This is a genomic window from Bradyrhizobium sp. 23AC (genome assembly GCF_054863025.1).
This window is the reverse complement of the sequence record NZ_JAVAYN010000019.1, coordinates 1-22,702: the sequence shown is the minus strand read 5'-3', so window position 1 is coordinate 22,702 and position 22,702 is coordinate 1. Positions and strand designations below refer to the sequence as shown.

General features: G+C 64.9%; 21 protein-coding genes. 9 read left to right on the top strand and 12 right to left on the bottom strand.

The features are described from left to right. Nucleotides 1-27 precede the first annotated feature (27 nt). A complete protein-coding gene (locus tag RAD10_RS32195) occupies nucleotides 28-1,044 on the bottom strand; it encodes a carbon-nitrogen hydrolase family protein (protein WP_461620566.1) in 1,017 nt (338 codons plus the stop codon). 196 nt (nucleotides 1,045-1,240) lie between these two features. On the opposite strand from RAD10_RS32195, the gene RAD10_RS32190 reads away from it, so the two are divergent. From RAD10_RS32190 to RAD10_RS32170, 5 genes are all read left to right on the top strand, one after another. Continuing rightward, nucleotides 1,241-2,197: an AraC-like ligand-binding domain-containing protein gene (locus RAD10_RS32190; RefSeq protein WP_461620565.1), complete on the top strand. Its 957-nt coding sequence runs from the start codon at nucleotides 1,241-1,243 to the stop codon at nucleotides 2,195-2,197. A gap of 135 nt (nucleotides 2,198-2,332) precedes the next feature. Continuing rightward, entirely contained in the window at nucleotides 2,333-2,533 is a 201-nt protein-coding gene (locus tag RAD10_RS32185; RefSeq protein ID WP_461620564.1) for a hypothetical protein, read from the top strand. Between the two features lie 113 nt (nucleotides 2,534-2,646). Continuing rightward, nucleotides 2,647-3,672, top strand: coding sequence for an aldo/keto reductase (locus RAD10_RS32180; RefSeq protein WP_461620563.1), 1,026 nt, complete (start codon nucleotides 2,647-2,649; stop codon nucleotides 3,670-3,672). 138 nt (nucleotides 3,673-3,810) lie between these two features. Next, nucleotides 3,811-5,232, top strand: coding sequence for an MFS transporter (locus RAD10_RS32175; RefSeq protein ID WP_461620562.1), 1,422 nt, complete (start codon nucleotides 3,811-3,813; stop codon nucleotides 5,230-5,232). A 129-nt stretch (nucleotides 5,233-5,361) separates the two neighbouring features. Continuing rightward, nucleotides 5,362-5,817, top strand: coding sequence for a PEGA domain-containing protein (locus RAD10_RS32170; protein ID WP_461620561.1), 456 nt, complete (start codon nucleotides 5,362-5,364; stop codon nucleotides 5,815-5,817). 71 nt (nucleotides 5,818-5,888) lie between these two features. Here RAD10_RS32170 and clpA read toward each other — a convergent pair whose 3' ends face one another. Both clpA and clpS read right to left on the bottom strand, forming a co-directional pair. Next, a complete protein-coding gene (gene clpA / locus RAD10_RS32165; RefSeq protein WP_461620560.1) occupies nucleotides 5,889-8,297 on the bottom strand; it encodes an ATP-dependent Clp protease ATP-binding subunit ClpA in 2,409 nt (802 codons plus the stop codon). Nucleotides 8,298-8,578: 281 nt separating this feature from the next. Then, nucleotides 8,579-8,911, bottom strand: coding sequence for an ATP-dependent Clp protease adapter ClpS (gene clpS / locus RAD10_RS32160; protein WP_026202494.1), 333 nt, complete (start codon nucleotides 8,909-8,911; stop codon nucleotides 8,579-8,581). 482 nt (nucleotides 8,912-9,393) lie between these two features. Here clpS and RAD10_RS32155 point away from each other — a divergent pair, with 482 nt between their 5' ends. After that, on the top strand, nucleotides 9,394-10,746 hold the full coding sequence (locus tag RAD10_RS32155; protein WP_461620559.1) for a TadE/TadG family type IV pilus assembly protein: 1,353 nt from the start codon (nucleotides 9,394-9,396) through the stop codon (nucleotides 10,744-10,746). A gap of 74 nt (nucleotides 10,747-10,820) precedes the next feature. Here RAD10_RS32155 and RAD10_RS32150 read toward each other — a convergent pair whose 3' ends face one another. Further along, nucleotides 10,821-11,159: a phasin family protein gene (locus tag RAD10_RS32150; RefSeq protein ID WP_246929305.1), complete on the bottom strand. Its 339-nt coding sequence runs from the start codon at nucleotides 11,157-11,159 to the stop codon at nucleotides 10,821-10,823. A gap of 389 nt (nucleotides 11,160-11,548) precedes the next feature. Between RAD10_RS32150 and RAD10_RS32145 the strand changes: the two genes are divergently transcribed. Further along, nucleotides 11,549-13,378: a serine hydrolase gene (locus RAD10_RS32145; RefSeq protein WP_461620558.1), complete on the top strand. Its 1,830-nt coding sequence runs from the start codon at nucleotides 11,549-11,551 to the stop codon at nucleotides 13,376-13,378. A gap of 218 nt (nucleotides 13,379-13,596) precedes the next feature. Here RAD10_RS32145 and RAD10_RS32140 read toward each other — a convergent pair whose 3' ends face one another. The 4 genes from RAD10_RS32140 to RAD10_RS32125 form a co-directional block, all read right to left on the bottom strand. Then, complete coding sequence (locus tag RAD10_RS32140; RefSeq protein WP_028143977.1) at nucleotides 13,597-14,325, bottom strand: DnaJ domain-containing protein; 729 nt, start codon at nucleotides 14,323-14,325, stop codon at nucleotides 13,597-13,599. 64 nt (nucleotides 14,326-14,389) lie between these two features. After that, nucleotides 14,390-15,139 carry a vWA domain-containing protein gene (locus RAD10_RS32135; protein ID WP_461620557.1) on the bottom strand — a complete coding sequence of 250 codons (750 nt, stop codon included), beginning with the start codon at nucleotides 15,137-15,139 and terminating at the stop codon, nucleotides 14,390-14,392. A gap of 133 nt (nucleotides 15,140-15,272) precedes the next feature. Continuing rightward, a complete protein-coding gene (locus RAD10_RS32130) occupies nucleotides 15,273-16,133 on the bottom strand; it encodes an alpha/beta fold hydrolase (protein WP_018321153.1) in 861 nt (286 codons plus the stop codon). A gap of 354 nt (nucleotides 16,134-16,487) precedes the next feature. Next, a complete protein-coding gene (locus tag RAD10_RS32125; protein WP_461620556.1) occupies nucleotides 16,488-17,411 on the bottom strand; it encodes a division plane positioning ATPase MipZ in 924 nt (307 codons plus the stop codon). Nucleotides 17,412-17,694: 283 nt separating this feature from the next. Here RAD10_RS32125 and panC point away from each other — a divergent pair, with 283 nt between their 5' ends. Beyond that, complete coding sequence (panC, locus tag RAD10_RS32120) at nucleotides 17,695-18,546, top strand: pantoate--beta-alanine ligase (RefSeq protein WP_461620555.1); 852 nt, start codon at nucleotides 17,695-17,697, stop codon at nucleotides 18,544-18,546. Here the strand turns inward: panC and RAD10_RS32115 are convergent. From RAD10_RS32115 to RAD10_RS32100, 4 genes are all read right to left on the bottom strand, one after another. Beyond that, nucleotides 18,543-18,983, bottom strand: a complete 441-nt coding sequence (locus RAD10_RS32115; RefSeq protein WP_461620554.1) for a DUF1489 family protein — start codon at nucleotides 18,981-18,983, stop codon at nucleotides 18,543-18,545. The two genes, panC and RAD10_RS32115, sit on opposite strands and share 4 nt — an antisense overlap. Nucleotides 18,984-19,025: 42 nt before the next feature. After that, on the bottom strand, nucleotides 19,026-20,012 hold the full coding sequence (locus RAD10_RS32110) for a hypothetical protein (protein ID WP_461620553.1): 987 nt from the start codon (nucleotides 20,010-20,012) through the stop codon (nucleotides 19,026-19,028). A gap of 157 nt (nucleotides 20,013-20,169) precedes the next feature. Next, nucleotides 20,170-20,373, bottom strand: a complete 204-nt coding sequence (locus RAD10_RS32105; RefSeq protein ID WP_018321158.1) for a hypothetical protein — start codon at nucleotides 20,371-20,373, stop codon at nucleotides 20,170-20,172. A gap of 305 nt (nucleotides 20,374-20,678) precedes the next feature. After that, the gene (locus RAD10_RS32100; RefSeq protein ID WP_461620552.1) at nucleotides 20,679-21,341 is read right to left on the bottom strand and encodes a glutathione S-transferase family protein; all 663 of its coding nucleotides are present in this window, start codon (nucleotides 21,339-21,341) and stop codon (nucleotides 20,679-20,681) included. 146 nt (nucleotides 21,342-21,487) lie between these two features. On the opposite strand from RAD10_RS32100, the gene RAD10_RS32095 reads away from it, so the two are divergent. Next, nucleotides 21,488-22,204, top strand: a complete 717-nt coding sequence (locus RAD10_RS32095; RefSeq protein ID WP_461620551.1) for a DUF599 domain-containing protein — start codon at nucleotides 21,488-21,490, stop codon at nucleotides 22,202-22,204. Nucleotides 22,205-22,702: the final 498 nt, after the last annotated feature.

The following is a 22,702-nucleotide window of genomic DNA, read 5'->3' as shown; positions in this document are numbered from 1 at the left end:
ATCGCACCCTCCTCTCGATCTCGGTGATCAGCTCGCCGCCGCGGCAATGTCCGTGGGCTCGACGGCATCCACCGGCAACGCAAATTGCTCGACGCGTTGGTACCGCTTCTTGTTCAGCAGCAGCCGCGTCACGTCGGGCCGCGAATAATGCCCGGCCGGATCTGCCGCGTTCTTGGCAACACCGATGGCGCCGAGGTCGATCTCGGCGATCAATAACCCCTCCTGATCCGGCGCCAGCTTGTCGCCGATCTGGCTGCCGTCGGGACCGTAGATCGCGGCAAAGCCGCCGCCGGCATGCAGCAGCGCATGCTTGTCCGGCCGGTCGCAGAGCTCGTCGATCATCGCTTGCGAGACCGTCGCGCAAGGCGCGAGCACGAAGCAGGAGCCCTCCACCGCGTAGACGCGCGAGGCGGCGTTGTTGACCTCGGCGCCGAGCGCCGGCGCGAAGGGATCATAGAGCGAGAAGCTCGGCCAGGCCGCGACATGCACCTGCTCGTTCTGGGCGTACATCGCGTATTTCGACAGCGGCTGGAGATGCTCCCAGCAGCACAGCGCGCCGAGACGGCCGATGTCGGCCCTCGCATGCACGGCGAGATCGCTGCCGTCGCCCTCGCCGTAGACGGTACGCTCGGCATGGGTCGGCCGCAGCTTGCGGCGCTTGGCGATGGTTTCGCCATCGGGCCCGATCAGCCATTGCGCCAGATAGAGGCTGCCGCCGTCGCGTTCGGACAGGCCGATCACGGCGGTGAGCCTGGCCTTGCGTACGGCATCGCGCAAGCACTCGGCCTGCGGGCTGTCATAGGACAGCGAGTTGTCGAAATAGCGCTGCACGAAGCCGCGGCCGATTGCCCAGGCCGGCGAGTCCATCCAGATGTGCCAGGGGTAACCGGGGATGAAGGCCTCGGGAAAGGCGATCAGCCTGGCGCCCTTTTCCGCGGCCTCCCTGATCAGCGCGATCGACTTGTCGATGGAGGCGTCGAGATCGAGCCAGGCCGGCGCCGCCTGCACCACCGCCACCTTGTATTTCGGATGTTCGATGCCCATTGCCGCCTCCATTGCCGGTTGATCGGAAGCCATCTCCGATGCAGTCTATTGGGCCAAAGCGGGCAACCGGCCGCTCGACCGCGGCGGAACAAAAACTCGACCGGCCGGGATTTCGGACCGGTACGGGATTTGCCTCGGATCGGGCTGGATCTGCGCCAACATGCGATTTCGCTGGATGTGAAAGGGAGGCCCGCCGATGCCAATCCAGTTCACGACGGACGGCAGCCCGGGCTACCGGCGGCTCGCCCTCTGGCAGGACATCGTCTGCGACGTCTTCGTCGGGCTCGACTGCAAGTCCGATCTCGGCAGCGCCTTTCGCGGCTCGGTGACGCAAGCCGCGCTCGGCAAGGCGGTGTGCTCCGAGGTCTGTTCCGACCGCCAGCATGTGTTCCGCACGCCCTCCCGCATCGCGCGCTCGGATCAGGATTTCGTCCTGGTGGCGCTCGGCCATCGCGGCGACGGCGGCGTGGTGCAGGACGGCCGCGAGACCGTGGTTCATCCCGGCGAGTTCGCGCTCTACGACACCACGCGCCCCTATGAGCTGAAGTTCAACGACGCTTTCACGCAGACCATCTTCAAGGTGCCGCGCGAGATGTTGCAGCGCCGGCTCGGCGGCACGGAGACGCTGACCGCGATGTCGTTCGGCCCTGAGGCACCGCTCGAGCGGCTCGCCTATGATTTCATCTTCCGGCTCTGCCAGAGTGCCGACCGGCTCGCCCCTGGCAACGCCGCCGTTCTGTCCGAACAGGCCGTCGATCTGCTCGCGATGGCGCTGAGCGAGCGGCTCGGCAAGACGTCGCTGCCATCCTCGACCCACCGCTCCGCGCTGATCTACCGGCTCAAGGCGCATGTCCGCGCCCACCTCGCCGACCCCGACCTTTCATTGTCGGAGACCGCGGCTGCGCTCGGCATTTCGCCGCGCTACGTGAACGACCTTCTCGCCGACGAGGAGACCTCGTTCCAACGTTACGTCCTCGCCGAACGCCTTGCGCAGTGCCGGCGCGACCTCGTCTCGCCCATGCTCGTCCATCGCCACATCAGCGAGATCGCCTTCGCCTGGGGTTTTAACGACCTCTCGCATTTCGGCCGGGTCTTCCGCGAGCATTTTGGGATGTCGCCGCGCGATTTCAGGCAGAGCCAGCTGCGGCACTGAGATCGGGACAGCCATTGGCCGGAGCCTTCGCTTGCGGCGAAGGCAATGCTCGTGAATTCCAGATTGTCTTGCCCTGCCGCCTGCATCAGGCTGGCGCGCATGAGGACTCAGGCCACGATAAGCGGAACGGAGCTGTTGCTGAGCGTCATCGCGATCCGTCTCGCAGTGCTGGTCGTGGTGGGATGGGGTTTGGCTCTCCTGCCGCAGCAGACGCGCAATCGTGAGCTCGGCTGCGCTCCCCCATCTGTGGCAAAGGACGAGGCGAAATTTTCGGCGAAGATTGTCGGCCCGCGCATCGTTGATGCCGCGTTCGACGACATGCTTCGGCACGATTAGGGCGTCCAAGCAAGGCCGGTATGTGAGCGCGTGATAGGACACGGCACCCGCTTGCGCTAACCTCAGTGCCAAGGCGGCAATGATCAATCAGCGGCCAGCCGAGGAGCATATCGATGGAATACCGACGCTTGGGCCGGTCAGGCCTCATGGTGCCCGCTTTGAGCCTTGGCACCGGCACCTTCGGCGGCGTCGGCCGCCTTGCCGCGTGGGGCACGACCGACGCGACCGAGGCGCGGCGCCTGCTGGATATCTGCCTCGAGGCCGGCGTGTCGATGTTCGACACCGCGGACGTCTATTCGCTCGGCGAGTCCGAACGCGTTCTCGGCGAGGCCATCAAGGGCCGCCGCGACAAGGTGCTGGTCTCGACCAAGGCCACGTTTCGCTTCGGCGACGGCCCCAACGACATCGGCTCGTCACGGCAGCATCTGCTCGCAGCCATCGACGGTTCACTGAGCCGGCTCGGCACCGACTACATCGACCTGTTCCAGCTCCACGGCTTCGACGCCTTCACCCCGCCCGAGGAGGTGCTCGCGACCCTCGATACGCTCGTGCGCGCCGGCAAGATCCGCTATGTCGGCGTTTCGAATTTTTCCGGCTGGCACCTGATGAAGTCGCTCGCCGTCGCCGACAAGCACGGTTTTCCGCGCTACGTGGCCAACCAGACCTATTATTCGCTGATTGGGCGCGATTACGAATGGGAGTTGATGCCGCTCGGCCTCGACCAGGGGCTAGGTGCCGTGGTCTGGTCGCCGCTCGGATGGGGACGCCTCACCGGCAAGCTTCGCCGAGGTCAGCCGAAGCCCGAGGTGAGCCGCCTGCCCAAGACCGCCGAGTTCGGACCGCCGGTGCCGGACGAGCATGTCTATCGTGTCGTCGATGCCATCGACGAGGTCGCGAAGGAAACCGGCAAGAGCGTGTCGCAGATCGCGCTGAACTGGCTGCTGCAGCGCCCGACCGTGGCGACGCTGATCATCGGCGCGCGCAACGAGACGCAGCTGCGCGAAAATCTCGGCGCCGTCAGCTGGTCGCTGACCAAGGACCAGATCGCCAAGCTCGACGCGGCGAGCAAGGTGACGCTGCCCTATCCCTACTGGCACCAGCGCACGACCTTTACCGACCGCAATCCGCCGGCGGTCTAGCGCGAGAATCTTTGTGTTTGCCGAGCCGCCACGAGTGCTTCCGTTGCGGGAACTGCGGCTGGCCTGACGGGTTGCCGTCAATCCGGCAATTTCCTGTTCGGGAGATGAAACACGGCTCGAATCAAGCGCGCCTCCATCATGTCGTCCGCCCCCATCGAGCATGCCGACGGCCTGCCGCAGCCGCAGCGCAACCAGGCGGTGCTGACCATTGCGCTGGGCATCATCATGGCGGTGGTCGACAGCGCCATCGCCAATGTCGCGCTGCCGACGATCGCGGCCGACCTCGACGCAAGTCCAGCCTTCTCGATCTGGATCGTCAACGGCTACCAGCTTGCGATCACGATCTCGCTGCTGCCGCTGGCTTCGCTCGGGGAGATCGTCGGCTATCGCCGCGTCTATCTGGTCGGGCTGGTGCTGTTCACGCTGGCGTCCGCCTTCTGCGCGCTGGCGCATACGCTGCCGCTGCTGACGGTCGCGCGCATCATCCAGGGCTTTGGCGCGGCCGGCATCATGAGCGTCAACGCAGCGCTGGTACGCTTCACCTACCCGCGCAGCCAGCTCGGCCGCGGCATCGGGCTCAATGCGCTCGTCGTCGCCTTCTCGGCCGCCATCGGCCCGACGCTGGCAGCAGGCATCCTCGCGGTCGGAAGCTGGCCGTGGCTGTTCGCCATCAACGTGCCGCTCGGCGCGGTGACGCTGGTGCTGGGCCTGCGCAGCCTGCCGCACACAAAGCCCGCCGGCCATTCGTTCGACTGGCAGAGCGCGGGGCTTTCGGCGATCACCTTCGGCGTCGGGATCGCGGCCGTCGACAGCGTCGGTCATGGCGAGGCCGCCATCACCTGCCTCGTGCAGTTCGCCATCGCCATCGTCGCAGGCGCACTGCTGATCTGGCGCGAAACCCACATGACTTCGCCGCTGCTGCCGGTCGACCTGTTGCGCATCCCCGTGTTCGCGCTGTCGATCGCGACCTCGATCGCCTCGTTCTGCGGGCAGATGCTGGCCTTCGTCGCGATCCCCTTCTACCTCCAGAGCCGCTTCGGCTATTCGGCGGTGCATATGGGCCTCCTGATCACGCCATGGCCGATCGCCGTGGCGTTCGCAGCGCCCCTCGCCGGCCGCCTGGTCGAACGTTATCCGGCCGGCCTGCTCGGCGGCATCGGCCTCACGCTGTTCGCCTGCGGCCTCGCCGCGCTCGCCTTCCTGCCGGCAGCGCCTACGGCGCTCGACGTTATCTGGCGCATGGCGCTGGCCGGCGCCGGGTTCGGTCTGTTCCAGACCCCCAACAACCGCACCATGATCGCAGCCGCCCCGCGCGAGCGCGCCGGCGGCGCCAGCGGCATGCTGGGCACGGCGCGCCTGCTCGGCCAGACCACCGGCGCTGCGCTGGTGGCGCTGTTGCTCGGACGGTATCCCGTTGAGGGGACCAGGCTGGCGCTGCTCGCGGGCGTCGGATTTGCGCTCTGCGGCGCGGTGCTGAGCATGTTGCGGCTGTCTCCGGTTGGTGCGCGCGGCGCCGAGCATGTCCGCGTGCAGGACGATCAGCGCCTGCGGGGCGACTGACAGAGCCCCACGTGCAGGTACCGGCCATTCCCGTGTACAACCCCTGCGTGGCTTAACTATCCGGACCAATGACCTATTGCCCTCGCGCTCCGGTTGCGCTTCATTGCCGTGGGGAATAAGGGGCATTTCATGCGTTTAGTGGGAATTGTGGCGCTCAGCGTCATGCTGGGCGGCTGCGCGTCTGTGACGCGCGGCACAACCGAAAACATCAGCATCTCATCGACACCGTCAGGCGTGGAAGCCGTCGTCAGCGGAATGGAAGTTCCGACCACCTGCACGACGCCCTGCTCCGTGGTCGTCAAGCGGAATGCCGACATTTCGATCACCTTCCAGAAGGAAGGCTACGAGCCGCAGATCGTGCCGCTCAGCCGGGACGTACAGACATCAGGGGCCGCGGGCTTCGCCGGCAATCTCCTGCTCGGCGGCGTGGTCGGCATGGGCGTCGATGCCGCAACGGGGGCGGCCACCGATCACAAGCCCAATCCGGTCATCGTGACGATGCAGCCGTCGGTCCGCGCGCGGCCGGCCGCGCCGAAGAAGCCACGGCCTCCTGCGGCGGCGCCCGCGCCTGAAGCAGGGACGTAACGGGTCACGCACAACCTCACAAACAAAAAGGCCGGCTTTTCAGCCGGCCTTTTCAATTCATGGCGTGCCGATCAAGCCTTGACCAGCGGGCCCTTGGAGGTCGGTCCCTTCGAGCCGCCGGGGCCGCCCGGCTTGGACTTGCCCGGCGGGCGCTTGCGGGTGCCCGGGAGCTTCTCCTGCTTCGGCGTGACCGGCCCCTCGACGAATTCGAAGCCGATCTTGTCCTTGGTCTCGTCAGCCTCGTCCTTGACCAGGATGACGCGGACGTGGCCGCCGCCCTTCAGCTTGCCGAACAACACCTCGTCAGCCAACGGCTTCTTGATGTGCTCCTGGATCACGCGGGCCATGGGACGTGCGCCCATCTGCTCGTCGTAACCGTGCTGGACCAGCCAGGCCTTGGCCGGTTCGGACAGCTCGATGGTGACGTCGCGGTCGCCTAGCTGCGCTTCGAGCTGAAGCACGAACTTCTCGACCACGGTGCCGATCACCTCGACGCTGAGATGGCCGAACGAGACGACGGCATCGAGACGGTTGCGGAATTCCGGCGCGAACTGCCGGTTGATCGCCTCGTGGTCGTCGCCTTCCCGCTTGGAGCGCGTGAAGCCGAACGCCTGCTTGGCGAGATCGGAAGCACCCGCATTCGTGGTCATGATCAGGATCACGTTGCGGAAATTGACCTGCTTGCCGTTGTGGTCGGTGAGCCGGCCGTGATCCATGATCTGCAGCAGCACATTGTAGAGATCAGGATGCGCCTTCTCGATTTCGTCGAGCAGCACCACGCAATGCGGATGCTGGTCGACGCCGTCGGTGAGCAGGCCGCCCTGGTCGAAGCCGACATAGCCGGGAGGCGCACCAATCAGGCGCGATACGGTGTGCCGCTCCATGTACTCGGACATGTCGAACCGCAAAAGCTCGACGCCGAGGCTTGCCGCGAGTTGCTTTGCAACCTCGGTCTTGCCGACGCCGGTCGGACCCGAGAACAGGTAGCAGCCGATCGGCTTCTCCGGCTCGCGCAAGCCGGCGCGCGCCAGCTTGATCGATGCCGCGAGCGACTCGATCGCCTTGTCCTGGCCGAACACGGTGCGCTTCAGCGTCTGCTCGAGATGCTTCAGCACCTCGGCATCGTCCTTCGACACGCTCTTCGGCGGGATCCGCGCCATCGAGGCGATCGTGGTCTCGATCTCCTTGATGCCGATGGTCTTCTTGCGCTTGTTCTCGGCGACCAGCATCTGCGCCGCGCCCGACTCGTCGATCACGTCGATCGCCTTGTCCGGCAGCTTGCGGTCGTGGATGTAGCGCGAGGAGAGCTGAACCGCGGCCTCGATCGCCTCGTTGGTGTACTTCAGCCGGTGGTAGTCCTCGAAGTACGGCTTGAGACCCTTGAGGATCGCAATGGCGTCCTCGACCGTCGGCTCGTTGATGTCGATCTTCTGGAAGCGCCGCACCAGCGCGCGGTCCTTCTCGAAATGCTGACGGTATTCCTTGTAGGTAGTCGAGCCCATGCAGCGGATGGTGCCCGAGGCCAGCGCGGGCTTGAGCAGGTTCGAGGCATCCATCGCCCCGCCCGACGTCGCGCCCGCACCGATCACGGTGTGGATCTCGTCGATGAACAGGATGGCGTTGGGATGCGCCTCGAGCTCCTTCAGCACTTGCTTCAGGCGCTCTTCGAAGTCGCCGCGATAGCGCGTGCCTGCGAGCAGTGTGCCCATGTCGAGCGAGAACACCGTGGCAGCCGCCAGAACTTCCGGCACCTCGCTGTCGACGATGCGCTTGGCGAGGCCCTCCGCGATCGCGGTCTTGCCGACGCCGGCTTCGCCGACGAACAACGGGTTGTTCTTCTGCCGGCGGCACAGCACCTGGATCGCACGGTTGATTTCGGAATTGCGTCCGATCACCGGATCGATCTTGCCGTCGCGCGCCTTTTTGTTGAGGTTGACGCAATAGGTCTCGAGCGCCTCGCCCTTCTTCTTGGCGTCCTCGGCGCCCTTGGTCTCGGTCTCCTCGTCGACGCCACGCACCGGCCGCGCCTCGGAGACGCCAGGCCGCTTGGCAATGCCGTGACTGATGTAGTTGACCGCGTCATAGCGCGTCATGTCCTGCTCCTGCAGGAAATACGCGGCGTGGCTCTCGCGCTCGGCGAAGATCGCGATCAGCACGTTGGCACCGGTCACCTCTTCACGGCCGGAGGATTGCACGTGAATCACGGCGCGCTGGATCACGCGTTGGAAGCCGGCGGTCGGCTTGGCGTCGTCGGCGCCATCGGTGACCAGATTCTCGAACTCGGTCTCAAGATAATTAACCAGGCTCGTGCGGAGCTTGTCGAGATCGACACTACACGCGCGCATCACGGCGGCTGCATCGGAGTCGTCGATCAGGGAGAGCAACAGATGCTCGAGCGTCGCGTATTGGTGATGACGCTCGTTTGCGATCGCCAGTGCACGATGCAGGGATTGTTCAAGGCTTTGGGAAAAAGTCGGCATTCGCGTCCTCTATGGCCCCCACCATCATGGTCGTGATCGCCCGGTCAGGCAACAACAACCTTTGTCACATATAGTTATACAAGACCGCGGCGAAAGACCGGTTCCGCGACTCTGGCGGCGACACACCCGCGGTATTTTCGATGCAAAACCCGTTCCGATTTGGGCAGACTACCCATTTGGGCAGGGTTGACGCCAGCGCCGAAGTTCACCGGATCATGCAGCAGGATGCGCTGCCATCACACACCGCACGAGCAGAACCACTCTAAAGATGGGACCGGCGACTACTTCTTTTCCATCACGCATTGCAGCGGATGCTGGTGCTTGCGGGCGAAATCCATCACCTGCGTCACCTTGGTCTCGGCGATCTCGTAAGTGAACACGCCGCACTCCCCGATGCCATGATGATGGACGTGCAGCATGATCTTAGTCGCGGCCTCGATGTCCTTGTTGAAGAACTTCTCCAGCACGTGGACGACGAACTCCATCGGCGTGTAGTCGTCGTTCAGGATCAGCACGCGGTAGAGGTTCGGCCGTTTGGTCTTGGGCTTGACCTTGGTGATGACCGAAGTGTTCGGACCCGAGGGGTTGCCCGAACGGTTCTCGTCATTGCTCATGCGAGGAGCGTAGGCAGCGGCTGGCGCGGACAGGTCGAGTCTGGAAGTCAATTGCGGCATGGCTCAGGCGTTCAAATTCCCCATGGAAGCGAATGGCGGTCGCCGCGCGACCCCGCCCTTCGGAGCCTGGCGCAGGCGCGCCGCCTTGTTGGATCGCCGCTCCCGACAATCCGGTCCAAGCCGGATCGTTCGCCAGCAATATGGGCCTGCCCCCGGCCCGCCGCAAGCGGGCAAAGGTCCGGCCGATGCGGCCACGGCAGTCCCGATTCCCGGTCCGGGCGATCAGGAGCAAGGTTAAACAATCCGGACCGATTTGACAAAAATTTCGCCCCCGCGCGTTTAGAACATGTTGACCAGGAACCCCGGCTGTTAACCCGGCTGCGACCGTTTCACGCGGTGGCTCCGGTTTTCTACGGTCCAATTTACCTGCCGTTCAATGGCGTGGCGCGAAATCGGGCAAAACACCGATTTCGGGGATCGTCATGTCTCGCCTGCCGCTCGTCAGCCGCCTTGGTCGGCAATTCGCCCGCTTTGTAGTGGCCGAGCAAGGCAATATCGCCGTGATCTTCGCCATCGCGCTGGTCCCGGTGCTGAGCTTCGTCGGTGCCGCGATCGATTATAGCCGCGCCGCCCAGGCCCGCACCTCCATGCAGTCGGCCCTCGACTCCACCGCGCTGATGCTCTCCAGGGACCTGTCATCCGGCACGATCACGACGTCGCAGATCAGCAGCAAGGCGCAAACCTATTTCAATGCCCTGTTCACCGACACCACGACCCTGCCATCGGTCACCGTCGGGGCCACCTACAACGCGAGCACCAGCCTTGGCTCGACAATCCAGCTCACCGGAACCGGCACCTACACGACCAACTTCATGAAGATCGCCGGCTTCCCGACACTCGGCATCGACACCTCCTCCACCAGCGCCTGGGGCTTGACGCGCATGCGCGTGGCCCTTGTGCTCGACAACACCGGGTCGATGGCCAGCGACGGCAAGATGGCGGCGATGCAGACGGCCGCGAAGAACCTGGTCGATCAGCTCAGCACGCTCGCCAAGAATACCGGCGACGTCTACATCTCGATCGTTCCCTTCGCGAAGGACGTCAATGTCGGCGCCAGCAACTACAACAAGTACTGGGTCGATTTCAGCGATTGGGAAGCCGCGAACGGCAGCTGGAGCTGCACCTCCGGCAACAACTGGAACTGCAATAACTGGAAATGGACGCCGGCCAACCAGAACACCTGGACCGGTTGCGTCACCGACCGCGACCAGGATTTCGACACCAAGAACACGACGCCGACCAGCGGCAATGTGGGGACGCTCTTCCCGGCCGAGCAATACTCCTACTGCAACACGGGTAGCTCATCCTATCTGCAGCCGATCATGCCGCTGAGCTACGACTGGAGCTCGCTCAAGGACCGGATCGACGCCATGAAGCCCACCGGTAACACCAACCAGGGCATCGGCCTGGCCTGGGGTTGGATGACGCTATCGGGCGGGGATCCCATGGACGCGCCGGCGAAGGACACCAACTACACCTACAAGGATGCGATCGTGCTTCTTTCCGACGGTCTCAACACGCAGAACCGCTGGTACAGCGACGCCTCGCAGATCGACGCAAGGCAGAAGAAGCTGTGCGACAACGCCAAGGCCCAGCCCAACAACATCACGATCTACACCGTGCAGGTGAACACCGGCAGCGATCCGACCTCGAGCGTGCTGCAATATTGCGCCAGCAGCTCCGACAAGTTCTATCTCGTCACGTCGGCCAACCAGACCGCTTCGGTGTTCAAGGACATCGGCACCTCGCTGTCGAAGCTGCGCGTGGCGCGCTGACGGATCGACCGTGTCCAAACAAAAAGCCCGGCTGGTTCAGCCGGGCTTTTCGATTCCAGGACGTCCTGAAAAATTTACTGAGCAGCCGGGGTGAACTTCGACACGATGGTCTCGACCGGCTTGAACGCCTGCTTGGCGAGGTCGCCGTAGAGGCCGGCGATCTTCTGCGATTCCGCAACGAAGGTCTCGTAGGCGGAACGGGCGAAATCGGTCTGCGCTTCCATGGCCTTGTCCAGCGACTTCACGCCGGAAAGCTTCTCGACGAAGCTCTTGGTGTCTTCGAACGACTTCTTCGTATAGTCGCCATAGGCGCTGGCGATCGCCTGGAGGCCGTGCTGCACCGAGGTCGCGGAGGCGACGTACTGCTCGAAGTGCTCTTTCCCGTAGTTCTGAAAGTCTTCAACCTTGAACATTTCGGAATCCTTTTCCCTGGCTCTCGTCGGGAAGCCCCGGCTCCCTGACTCTGCCCACAATTAGTGCAACGCACAAAAAAGTCAAGAATCTTTGTGCGACGCACAAAACTGGACGCAATTCGCGGAGATTCCCGGGGTTTCCCGCAAGGGTTCTTTAAGCATTTGGAAACCGCGGACCCCTACCCTGATTCCCTGGACGTGTTCAACTTCCGCAGACGGTCAAAAGCCGTTTGAGACCATCACCTTAGCCAGAATAGCGGTTCAGGCCCAACGTCCCCCGCGGCGAACACCAGCGGAGGGACAGCCTGAGCAGGTAATGATCCCGGGTCCATTGGGCACAATTTCGCCTCACGAGCCGGTGATCAGTTGAGAAACGGGGACGGGGTTCCATGCTTCGTAAAAACTTGTCTTCCTCGCGCTTGGCGCGGGTTGGCGTTTTCGGGCTTCTTACGGTCACCACCGCGGTCATCTTCACCACCGATGCCGCCGAGGCGCGGCGTCATCGCCGCCATTACGCGCACCACCGGGTGCAGCGCGACGTGTCCGAGAGCTCCAGCCCGAAATTCGCGTCCATCATCGTCGACGGCAATTCCGGCGCGGTGCTTCAGTCGAACGCCCCGGACGGCATCCGCCACCCCGCCTCGCTCACCAAGATCATGACGCTCTATCTGCTGTTCGAGCGTCTCGAGTCCGGCAAGATGAAGCTCGACACCGAGATGCCGGTGTCCCAGCACGCCGCCGATCAGGATCCGACCAAGCTGAATTTGCGCGCCGGCCAGACCATTCGCGTCGAGGACGCGATCAAGGGTCTCGTCACCCGCTCCGCCAACGACGCAGCCGTTGTGATCGCCGAAGCGATCGCCGGCGACGAGGACGACTTCGCCCAGATGATGACGCGCAAGGCGCGCTCGCTCGGCATGTCCAAGACGGTGTACCGCAACGCCAACGGCCTTCCCAACGACGAGCAGGTCACGACCGCGCGCGACCAGGCCACGCTCGGCCGCGCCATCCAGGAGCGCTTCCCGCGCTACTATCGCTATTTCGCGACCGCGACGTTCAACTGGCGCGGACAGTCGATCCGCAACCACAATCACCTGCTCGGCAATGTCGAGGGCGTGGACGGCATCAAGACCGGCTACACCCGCGCCTCCGGCTTCAATCTCGTGACCTCGATGCGCCGCGGCAACCGTCATCTGATCGGTGTCGTGCTCGGCGGCCGCAGCGGCGGCTCGCGCGATGCCATCATGCGCAACCTGCTCGCGGAGAATCTCGACAAGGGTGCGACCACCCACACCGTCGCCGCGGTCACGGAGCGCAACGGCGCTGACGCCAGCACCGAGGTCGCCGACGCCTCGCCTACCCCGGCCCGCGCCGTTCCGCAGGTTCAGGCCGCTTCTGCCCCTGCTCCCGAAGCCGCTCCGTCGCGTCTGGCCGCACGCCTGTCGACGCTCGCGGCTGCGACTGCCGCGGTGCCGCCGGCCCAGCCCAGATCCGAAGCCAAGCCTGAAGTTCGGCCGACGGAATCCAAGATCGAGCCGGCGCCGCTTACCAATGGCGTGATCTCGAGCCAGCCGCTCTCCATCATCCCCGGCTCGTCCGAGCCGATGAAGCCGGTCCGGGTCAAGACCGTTCAGGTCAAGGCCGGCGCCGTGAAGGTCGCCTCCGCCGCCCCTGCTCAGGTCGCACCGCCGGTTACCAACGCCATTTCGTCCCGTTCCGACGTCGCGGAAACCTCCACCGCCGTCGTCGCCCGGGCCGATCTCATCAACAAGCCCGAAATCGTCAGCCAGCCGGAAGCGCCGAAGGCCGAGATCACCCGCACCGAGCTGCCGCGGCAGCCGGCGGGCTTCGGCACCGGCAACGGCATCCTCGGGGTGCTGCCGGCTGCAGCGCCCGCCCCAGCCGCTCCGAAGCTAGCCTCCGCCGATCCGATGCCGATCCAGATGAGCGCCACCACCAAGCCGGTGGTCACCCACAGCGGCTGGATCGTCCAGGTCGGCGCGCTCGAGAGCGAGAACGAGGCTCAGCAGCGCATCGACGCCGCGCGCAGCTCCGCCCGCGGCCTGCTCAGCAAGGCCGATCCGTTCACCGAGGTCGTCGCCAAGGACAATCGCAAGCTCTATCGCGCCCGCTTCGCCGGGCTCGAGCGCGACCAGGCCGAAGCCGTCTGCCGTACCCTGAAGCGCGCCGATATCTCCTGCATCACCGTCCGCAACTGATCTTTCGCGACCTTCCGATCAAAATGCCCGCGCCTTGCGCGGGCATTTTTGTTTTTGGCGGGTCCCGATGCCAGTTCCGCGACAACTTCTCGTCAAGGATTTACGGTTAAAACTTTACTCAAGAGATCAATCACGCCGACAATGGCGGGTGTCAGGGCGACGGCAGACAGAGCAAGCGGAGCTCACGCGGTACGGGCGTTTGTAGCGTGGTGCCGGAGTTAGCCGTTATGCGTACGAAGCAGAGTATCCTTGGCCTCGTTTACACGGGCAGCGAGATAGTTCGACCCCCCTTGGTCGGGATGGAGTTTCTTCATCAGGGTCTTGTGGGCCCGGCTGATGTCGTCACGCCCCGCCCCCGGCTGCAAGCCAAGGATCTGATAGGCCTCCTCCGCCGTCATTTTGCCGCTCGCCGCCGTGCGGCGCTGCCCCCCTGCCGCATCGCTCTGCGCGTTCTGACGCCAGGCGGGAAACCGGCGGTCCAGATAGCTTTCAAGTAAGGCCACGCTCTCGGCGTCGAATGTCGGGACCATGGCCAGCAGGCTAGCGAGATCGAACTCGCCGAGATCGCGCCCGGCGTGAGGCCCGGCGACGATCTGCCCGCCGAGCTGGCCAGAGCCGTGGTCGAGCCGCATATCCAGGAATTGCGAACGCACGCGTGAGGACTGCCCCGACGCGGGCGCAGCACCACCGCCACCGAACAGCCCGCCGACATTGCCGAAGCCGGCGTTTGCCAGCGGTGTCCAGCCCAGCAGCCCGGCGCCGAAAATCCCGAGCGGGATCGCCACCACCAGCTCGCCCCGCAAGCCCGTGAACGCTGCGACCGCCAGCGCCACCACGCCGCCACCGAATCTGATGGCCCTCGCCAGCACCGCCGGATTGGCAGCGCGAAACATCTGGAGCAGCAGATAAAGCGTGATAATTGCGACAGCGCCGGCGATCAGGGTCATGAGCGGAATATAGTCGCCCTCGCGGCAAAATGCATGGCATACGCCTCGCCGCGACGCCTGAGCGCTACTTCATTTGGCCGATCAGCCGGGCCGCGCCGCTCGCAGTCTTCGCCAGTTTCAACAGGGCCTCGCGACCGCCGGCGGCATAGGCCGCAGCGGCCCGCAGCAGCTCGCGCAACTGCGCCGCCGCACCCGGATCGAACCGGCACCAGGCGCCACCCGTCAGGCGCGCGATCTCGCGAAAGGCCTGCTCGGCGACGGCGTCATGACCTTCCTGAAACACGAACACGGGCACTTTGAGCATGCCGAGCTCGCCGGCCTTGGCGCAGAGCTCGTCGACCTTCTCCTCCATGGCATCGCCGACGAAGACGACGGCGCGCACGCCCGATGCGACCGCTTCGCGCCGCGCCTCGGTCAGCACCTTGCCGATCTGGGTGTCGCCGCCGCGGCAATCGATCTTGCTCATCAACGCCGCAAGCCTGTTGCTGTCGGAGATCCACCCCGTGGCGCGGCACTCGTTGAAGCCGCGATAATAGACCAGCCGGATGTCGAGACTGCCGAGCGCGGCGGTCTCGCGAAACATGTCGGCCTGCAGCGCGCAAGCCATGTCCCAGGTCGGCTGCCGGCTCATCGTCGCATCCAGCGCGAAGATCAGCCGCCCCTTCGCGCCCGGCGCATGCGGTGACATCGCCTGCGCCTTGGCGACGAAGGCGGCGATGTCTTCCGCAGTCGACGTTCCGGCCTGCGGCACCCCGCGGCCTGCTTGCGCCGAGACGGCATCGCCGCTGCGCGGTTTGATGGGTTCGCCCGACATGCCTTGACCCTGCGTGGGCGGCTAATGTGGTTAGCGCAAGCAGTCCGGTCAATGTGCAAAGCCCCCGCCGGCAGAGGCTGGCGGGGCTTTGCAGATCGTGACTGACGATGTGGGCGCCGTCAGGGGGAAGACGTCAGCTCTTGGCAGGTCCCATCAAGGCGACCGGACCGGGCTCGAGGATATTGGGCGGCGAGGATTGCGTGTCGACCGGCGCGATCTCGCTGTCGGTGGCGCTCAGGAATTTGTCGAGCATGCCCTGGATCGAGTTCTTGGCGACATCCGGACCGGTGTCGCGCATGTCGTTGTGCTGGAATTCGGTCTTCACGACCTGGATGCCGGCCTTCTCGCATTCCTCGTCCGTCGGGATCACGCCCGCATCGGCCTTGAACTGCGGATCGGTGGAGCGGAACGACAGGATCTTGAACTTGCCGGCGGTGACGAAGGGCACGCGCAAATTGTCGAGCGTGACGACCTTCTTGACCTCATCCGGATACTGTTTGGCGAAATACATCGTGATGTCGCCGCCCATGGAATGGCCGACCATGGTGACCTTGTCGTAGTCGGCGTTGGGCTGAAGCTTCCTCATTTCCTGCACGGCGAGATGGATGTTGGCGACACCGCGCAGGATCTGCGGCAGGCGGCCGACATAGAGCTCGCCGGGCTTGGTCACCATCGGAGGATCGGTCGGCAAGTCATGCTGCGGGCTCAGGACCATGTAGCCGCGCGCAGCGAAGATGTTGGCGAGGAAGCCGTACTCGGTGTTCTTGACGGTGTTGCCGTGATTGATCACTGCGACCGGCAGCGTGATCATGCCGGCATTGGCCTGCATTTCCTTGTCGCGACGCACCGCGATGTCGACGGGCACCGGGCGATTGTCGCGCGAGGCGTCGTAGAAGGTAATGGTCTCGTGCTTGATCGCCCACTTGCTCGCCGTGAAATAGGCGATGCCGCAGAGAGCACTGACCGAAACCAGAACGGCAATTCCACGCTTCATTTTCGTCCTCAGCCTCAGGCTCTTGCGGCCTGAATCCCTGTTGAAAATCGTGTTCTTCCGGGGCTCTTCGGCCCCTTGTCGCCTATTCGCTAATATATGTCACAGGCGCGTGACAGGAAGGCCAAATATTGTGAACCGGCAGCCCTTTCATTGTGCGCCGCACACGTTTTATGGGCATCCCGTCCTCGCCAAGCTACGTCAGGGTGCACTTCACCATCCGACGCAACCGGCCTCAATTGGGTTCAATTTCACGGTCAACGTAAGGTGAAAACGGCGGAACGCGGCCACAGTTCCCGCGGAAACCGGCCCCCTCAGATCAATCAGATCGATCGGAAGTAGTGATATACCGCCGCCTCAGGCGCCGAGGATGTCGTGGACATCGAGCGGCTTGTCGACCTGGTTGAACCATTCGGCACGGTTGGCGGCGCGGCGGCGGCCGCGCTCGTCCAGCGGCAGCTTGAGCTGGCGGAGCAGGCTCGTCACCTCCTCCCGTGCGGTCAGATGGCCGAGATTGGGCCGCATGCCGAGCGTGGCCTCGTCGATCTCGTCGAGGGCCGTCAGGCCGCGCGGGAAAAATTCGCGATAGACGACGCGTTCGGCGAAGCCGTCGACGTAGCGGAAGCCGAGCCGCAGCGACAGATCCTTCAACCCCTCGGCGACGAGCTGCTTGTTGCGCGAACCGAGCATCGACAGGCGATTGCGCACCACGATCCAGTCGGTGGTCGAGCCGTCGAGCTGGCGGCGCTTGCGCCTGACGTCGCGCACCATCTCGGCGTAATGGCTCTCGCCCGTCACCGCGTAGTTGGCGGGATCGACGGTGCCGAGCACGTCGAAATCGAGGAAGCTGTCGTTGATCGGCGTGACCAGGGTGTCGGCCATCGAGTGCGCCAGCCGCATCAGATAACTGTCGGTGCCCGGCGTATCGATGACGATGAAGTCGAAGCTGCTCTCGACCGCCGAGACCGCCTCCATGAACTGCTGGAACTCGGAACTCTCGTTCTCCGCGATCTGCATGGTTTCGCCGAGCTTGATGCAGCGATGCACCGGCAGTTCGAGGTCGAGCTTGGTACGGCGTGCCCAGGCAGCGCGGTTGCCGATGTAGCGGGTGAAGCTCTGCTGACGACAGTCGAGGTCGATGGTGGCGACGCGCTGGCCGGCCTTCAGGAGCGCAACCGCGATGTGCAAGGCGGTGGTCGACTTGCCGGAACCGCCCTTCTCGTTGCCGAGCACGACTACATGCGCCGAGCCGGATTGGCCTTGGCTAGCCTGCACAAGCATGGCGATCCTCAACACCCCTGATGAATATCTTCGAGTTGACCGCGTCTGCGGTCAAGTGAAATGCGTGACAGGTAATGCAAATCGCAGCGCGCCCTACTTCTCATGAATCGCGGCGCCGTCTTTCGTCTGTAGTCCAGCCCACAATGTCGCGACATCCTGCGCGACCTTGCGCGGGATGCTGTGCCGCATCCGGATGCATGGCGTCCACGATCGCCGCTTGTTAAGGTTAGTCGCCCCTGGCGCCAGGTCATGCCGCGCCGATTCCCAACACCGTCGAGTCCTGATGTCAGCAAGCCCCTTGATCGCCCGCACGGTCCCAACCTTGCGCCGCGCCGTCGACAATCTCCGCAAGCGAAAGGCCACGATCGCGCTGGTCCCGACCATGGGGGCCCTCCATGACGGCCATGTGTCTCTCGTCCGCCTCGCCAAGCGGCGCGCCAGCCGCGTCATGGTCTCGATCTTCGTCAACCCGACCCAGTTCGCCCCCACCGAGGATTTCGGCGCCTATCCGCGCACCTGGAAGGCCGACATCGCAAAGCTCGCGGCCGAGGATGTCGATATCGTCTGGCATCCCGGCGTCGAGGCCATGTATCCGGACGGCTTTGCCACCCGCATCGTGCCGGAGGGACCGGCGATCGCCGGCCTCGAGGACCGCTTCCGCCCGCATTTCTTCGGCGGCGTCGCCACCGTCGTCGGCAAGCTGTTCACGCAGTGCCGGCCGGACTTCGCGATCTTCGGCGAAAAGGATTTTCAGCAGTTGCGGGTGGTGACGCAGATGGCGCGCGACCTCGACCTCGGCGTGAAGGTCGTCGGCTCCCGCACCGTGCGCGAGCGCGACGGGCTCGCGATGTCCTCGCGCAACGTCTATCTGTCGCCCGAGGAGCGGCAGACCGCCCCCATCCTCTACCGTGCCATGAAGGAGAGCGCCGGCCGCATCCGTGCCGGCGAAGCCATCGCGTCGGCCATGAAGCGTGGCGCCGCGACGATCGAGGCGGCCGGCTTTGCGCTCGACTATTACGAGGCGCGCCATGCCGAGACGCTGGCGCCCCTCACCTCGCGCAAGGACGGCCCGTTGCGGATCCTGGTCGCCGCCAAGCTCGGCAACACCCGGCTGATCGACAATATCGCGGTTTAGAGCAGCCCGAGATCGCGCAATTCGCGCCGCATCGGCTCCGGCATCGCCGCGATCGAGCCGGCGGCGGACTTGCCGAGATCGGGCGGCACGGATTCGTCGGCGAGATAGCGCCAGCCCTGGAACGGGCGCATCGGCCGCGGCGACACCGAGACCACTTTCGGCTGCATCACGATCCGGCAGCGCCCGATACCGTCCTTGTCGCGGAACGGCTCGATGCCGATGATCTTTTCCCGCGCGGCGATCTCGCCCTTGATCACCCAATAGAGCGACCCGCCCGAGAGGATCTCGGCATCGCGCTTGGGGACCATGCGGGTGATGTGGATGTGATGTTGCGGCAGACCCTTCTTCTTGGCGGTCTGCATCCGTTCGGCGATCCACTCCTTCAATTCCTTGACGGAGTCGCAACCGACGGCGAGCTTGATCAGATGTAGCGGCATGCCCAAGCATTAGCCGGGCAGCACCGCATTTGGAATGCCGATCTACTCGTTATCCGCAGCCGCGGGCGCGGCCGCTGAGGCTGGCGGCGGAGCCAGCGGAACCGGTGCTGCCGCGGGAGCACGAGCCGCCTTCGGGGCCGGCGGCTTCTTCGCGGCCGGTGGTGCGGCGGCCTGTGCCGACGTCGCGGCGGGCGCGCGCGGTGCCGCTGCGTTCGCGGCCGCGGGCGCCGCCTGACGCGTCGTTGCCGTGGGCTCCGGATTCATAATGCTGACCGGCGGCGTCGACGAGGCGCTCGGGAACTCAGCGCTGGTCGGCTTGCCCGTCGGCATCGCGGGCGGCAGCCCGGCAAGCGCAGCCGTGGCCGGCATCGCCGACGCCGTTGCAGGCGCGTTCCAGGTTGGCGCATAGCGCGCGACCAGCATGTCGTAGAGATGGGCGTCCATGTTGGCGGCAACCCGCTGCTGGTCGGTCAGTGAGCGGAACGCGGCGCAGTCGAACTGCGTGCAGCCGTCACGCACGACCAGCACCTGCGCCACGAGGCCGTAGCGATCATGCTCCAGCGCCTTGCGCAGCACTTTCAGGTCCGTCGTCAGGCTCTTCTCGGCGGTCGCGGCATCACCGAGCGCGGTCAGCCGGTCGATTCGGGCCGCGGTGTAGGAGACGGCGGCAGCCGCGGCATCCGGCGAGCCGAACAGCGCCTTCTCGCAGCCGATGGCGACCGCATCGCCGGCGAGATCGTCGAGACAGGACAGCGCCGGCAGGCTCGCGATGACGGCACCTTGCGCGCGCGCTTCGGTTGGAGCGTCCTGCCCCGCCGGTCCATAGACGCGCACGGTGGCAGCTCCGGCGATCGCAATGGACAGCAGCGTGATGACGGTCAGCGCGCCGTTGGCGACCGACCTGTCGGCGCGCAGCAGCGTGATCAGCAGGATCAATCCGAAGAATCCGGCAGCCGCCAGCGTCATCCACATCGGAAAGGCCGGCGAGCGCCAGATTTGGTCGAGCGAAGTGGCCCATGCCCAGTTCATGCGCGACGTCCCCTCACGCGAGCAGAGAGCGAATGGTCAAGCGAGCACCGTGAGTCGGCAACTGCCCCCAGGCCCACCTTGGGAAGGTGAAGCGGGCCTTTTGACGGCGACAGGACACAATTCCGCAGAGGCGCGAATGCGCGGGGAGCGTCGGTCTTCAGGAGAGCGCGAGCTGGCTTTCCTTGGCGACGCGTTCGAAGGCTTCGGTCGAGCTTTTGATCCGGTACTGGCAGTCGTCGCCGTCGGTTGGCAGCAGGCGGATGACCTCGTACGAGCCGCTGGCAGCAGGGCGCGCGACGTTGCTGGCCGTGAACAATACGCGCGTTCCAATCGGGAATTTGTGCTTCAACACCCTCTCCATCACTCAAACAACGCCTGCCTCGCCCATGGTCCCACTGCGACGGCCGGCCAGAAACCCAGCGCTGTATAGCACGCGGCCAGCCATTTTGGCCAGCGCCATGCCAGCATGGCGAATGGGTAAATCTTACAGTCTTTTCAGAATGATAGGGATGGAACCGGCGGGCCGATGATACCGCCGGGGCCGCATGTTCAGGCGGCATGTCGCAGGGCCGGTCGCAGCCCGATTGGCATATGGCCCCGGTCAATGTCCGGAACGTGAGCGCCGCCGGCCGGCACACAGCCAGCGGCCTCGTTCGGACCGACCGGTCAGGCGTCCTCGAACTTCTCGATGACCAGGGTTTCGGCCAGTCCGTCGCGGGTCCATTCCTGGAACGCCGGCAGCGCCATCATCGTCTCCATGTAGGCCTTGGTGTCCGGCGCGACGTCGATCGCGTAGGTGCGCAGGCGATGCACCACCGGCGCGTACATCGCATCGGCCGCACCGAAGCGGCCGAACAGGAACGGACCCTTGGCACCATAGCGCGTCCGGCACTCGCGCCAGATCTCCTCGATGCGCGTGACGTTGGCCTTGGCGTCGGCCGTCAGCGCCACGGGCCGGATCGGCCGGTGCAGGTTCATGCCGCATTCGTTGCGCAGGGGCACGAAGCCGGAATGCATCTCGGCGCACACCGATCGGGCATGCGCGCGCGCGGCGACGTCGTCGGGCCACAGCTTCACTTCCGGATAGCGCTCGGCGATGTATTCGATGATGGCGAGCGAATCCCACACGGTGACATCGCCGTCGACCAGCACAGGTACCTTGCCGGCACGGCTGAAGGACAGGATCTGCTCCTTGTCCGCGGGATTGTCGGTGTAGAGCGGGATCAGCGTCTCCACGAACGGGATGTCGTTGGCGCGAAGCGCGAGCCATGGCCGCATCGACCATGACGAGTAGTTCTTGTTGCCGATCGCGAGTTTCAGCGCAGCCATGTCATCAGTCCTTCCCGAGACGCTTTGAAGCGAGCCGCTTTTAACGCCATCCCCTGCCGCCAATCAATCGTTGCTGCGTCCCGCCATGCGTGGCAATCGTTGCGGTCCTCGCCAAGAGACCGACAAGAGACGGACAAGAGACAGACATGAGCAGGCATTGGGTCGACATCACCGCGGTCGGCTTCTTCATCATCGAATGGCTGGTCTATGCCCTGACGCTGGAGCATTCGGCCTACGGCCGCGACAGCCTGTCGGCGCGCATGAACCGCTATCGGGAGGTCTGGGTGCGCCGGCTGCTCGACCGTGAGACGCGCATGGTCGACATGCAGATCATGGCCTCGCTGCAGAACGGAACCGCTTTCTTCGCCTCCACGAGCCTGATCGCGCTCGGCGGCGCGCTGGCGCTGCTGCACGCCACCAACGATGCGATCACCATTCTGAGCAAGCTGCCGATCGACCTCAGCACGTCGCCGGCGATGTGGGAGCTGAAATGCGTCGGCCTCGTGCTGATCTGCGTCTACGCCTTCTTCAAATTCGCCTGGTCCTATCGCCTGTTCAACTATGTCGCGATCCTGTTCGGCGGCATGCCGCCGGCCGAGCGGCGCGACACGCCGGAGGCGGAAGCCCATGTCATCCGCACCACGCGTCTGTTCGAATCCGCCGGCCGCCATTTCAACCGCGGCCAGCGCGCCTTCTTCTTCGCGCTCGGCTATCTCGGCTGGTTCGTCAGCCCCTGGCTGCTGTTCGTGACCACGGCCGCCGTGGTGGTCGTGACATGGCGGCGGCAATTCGCATCGAGCGCATGGGCGGCGATGGCACCCGAGGTGGGTGATGGCGAGGAGAGGATGAAGCGCGGTCATTGAGGCACTTGTCCCGGACAAGCTGCAACGCGCAAGCGTTGCGGCGTAGAGCCGGGACCCAGGGCAACACGGCGCGATGCGGATGGATGGCCCGGCTCTGCAGCGCACCGTCGAACCGGACGATGCTTCGCATCGCCGGGGACGCTGCGCTGCGTCCGGGGCACAAGAGCGGAGTGTGGCGCACGCTGTCTCCACAGTCATTGCGATGCTCCAGTGCAGATCCCAGCGGCGCTGCCGTAGGGTGGGCAAAGGCGCGTAGCGCCGTGCCCACGATCTCCCTCCATAAGCAACGAGGCGTGGGCACGCTGCGCTTTGCCCACCCTACGAGATCTGGTTTGTGGCACGCAGCTCCGCTCGCAGACATGCCTCTTCGGCCTCGCGGCGCATTTCGCCCGAGCTTTGCTTCATCTCGCTACCCTCTCATCCAAGAGGGCGCAGGGAAGGCCGGGTGCTGGCGCGCACCCGCGGTCCGCTGCGCGAAAGCACACGCAGGAAGAACCG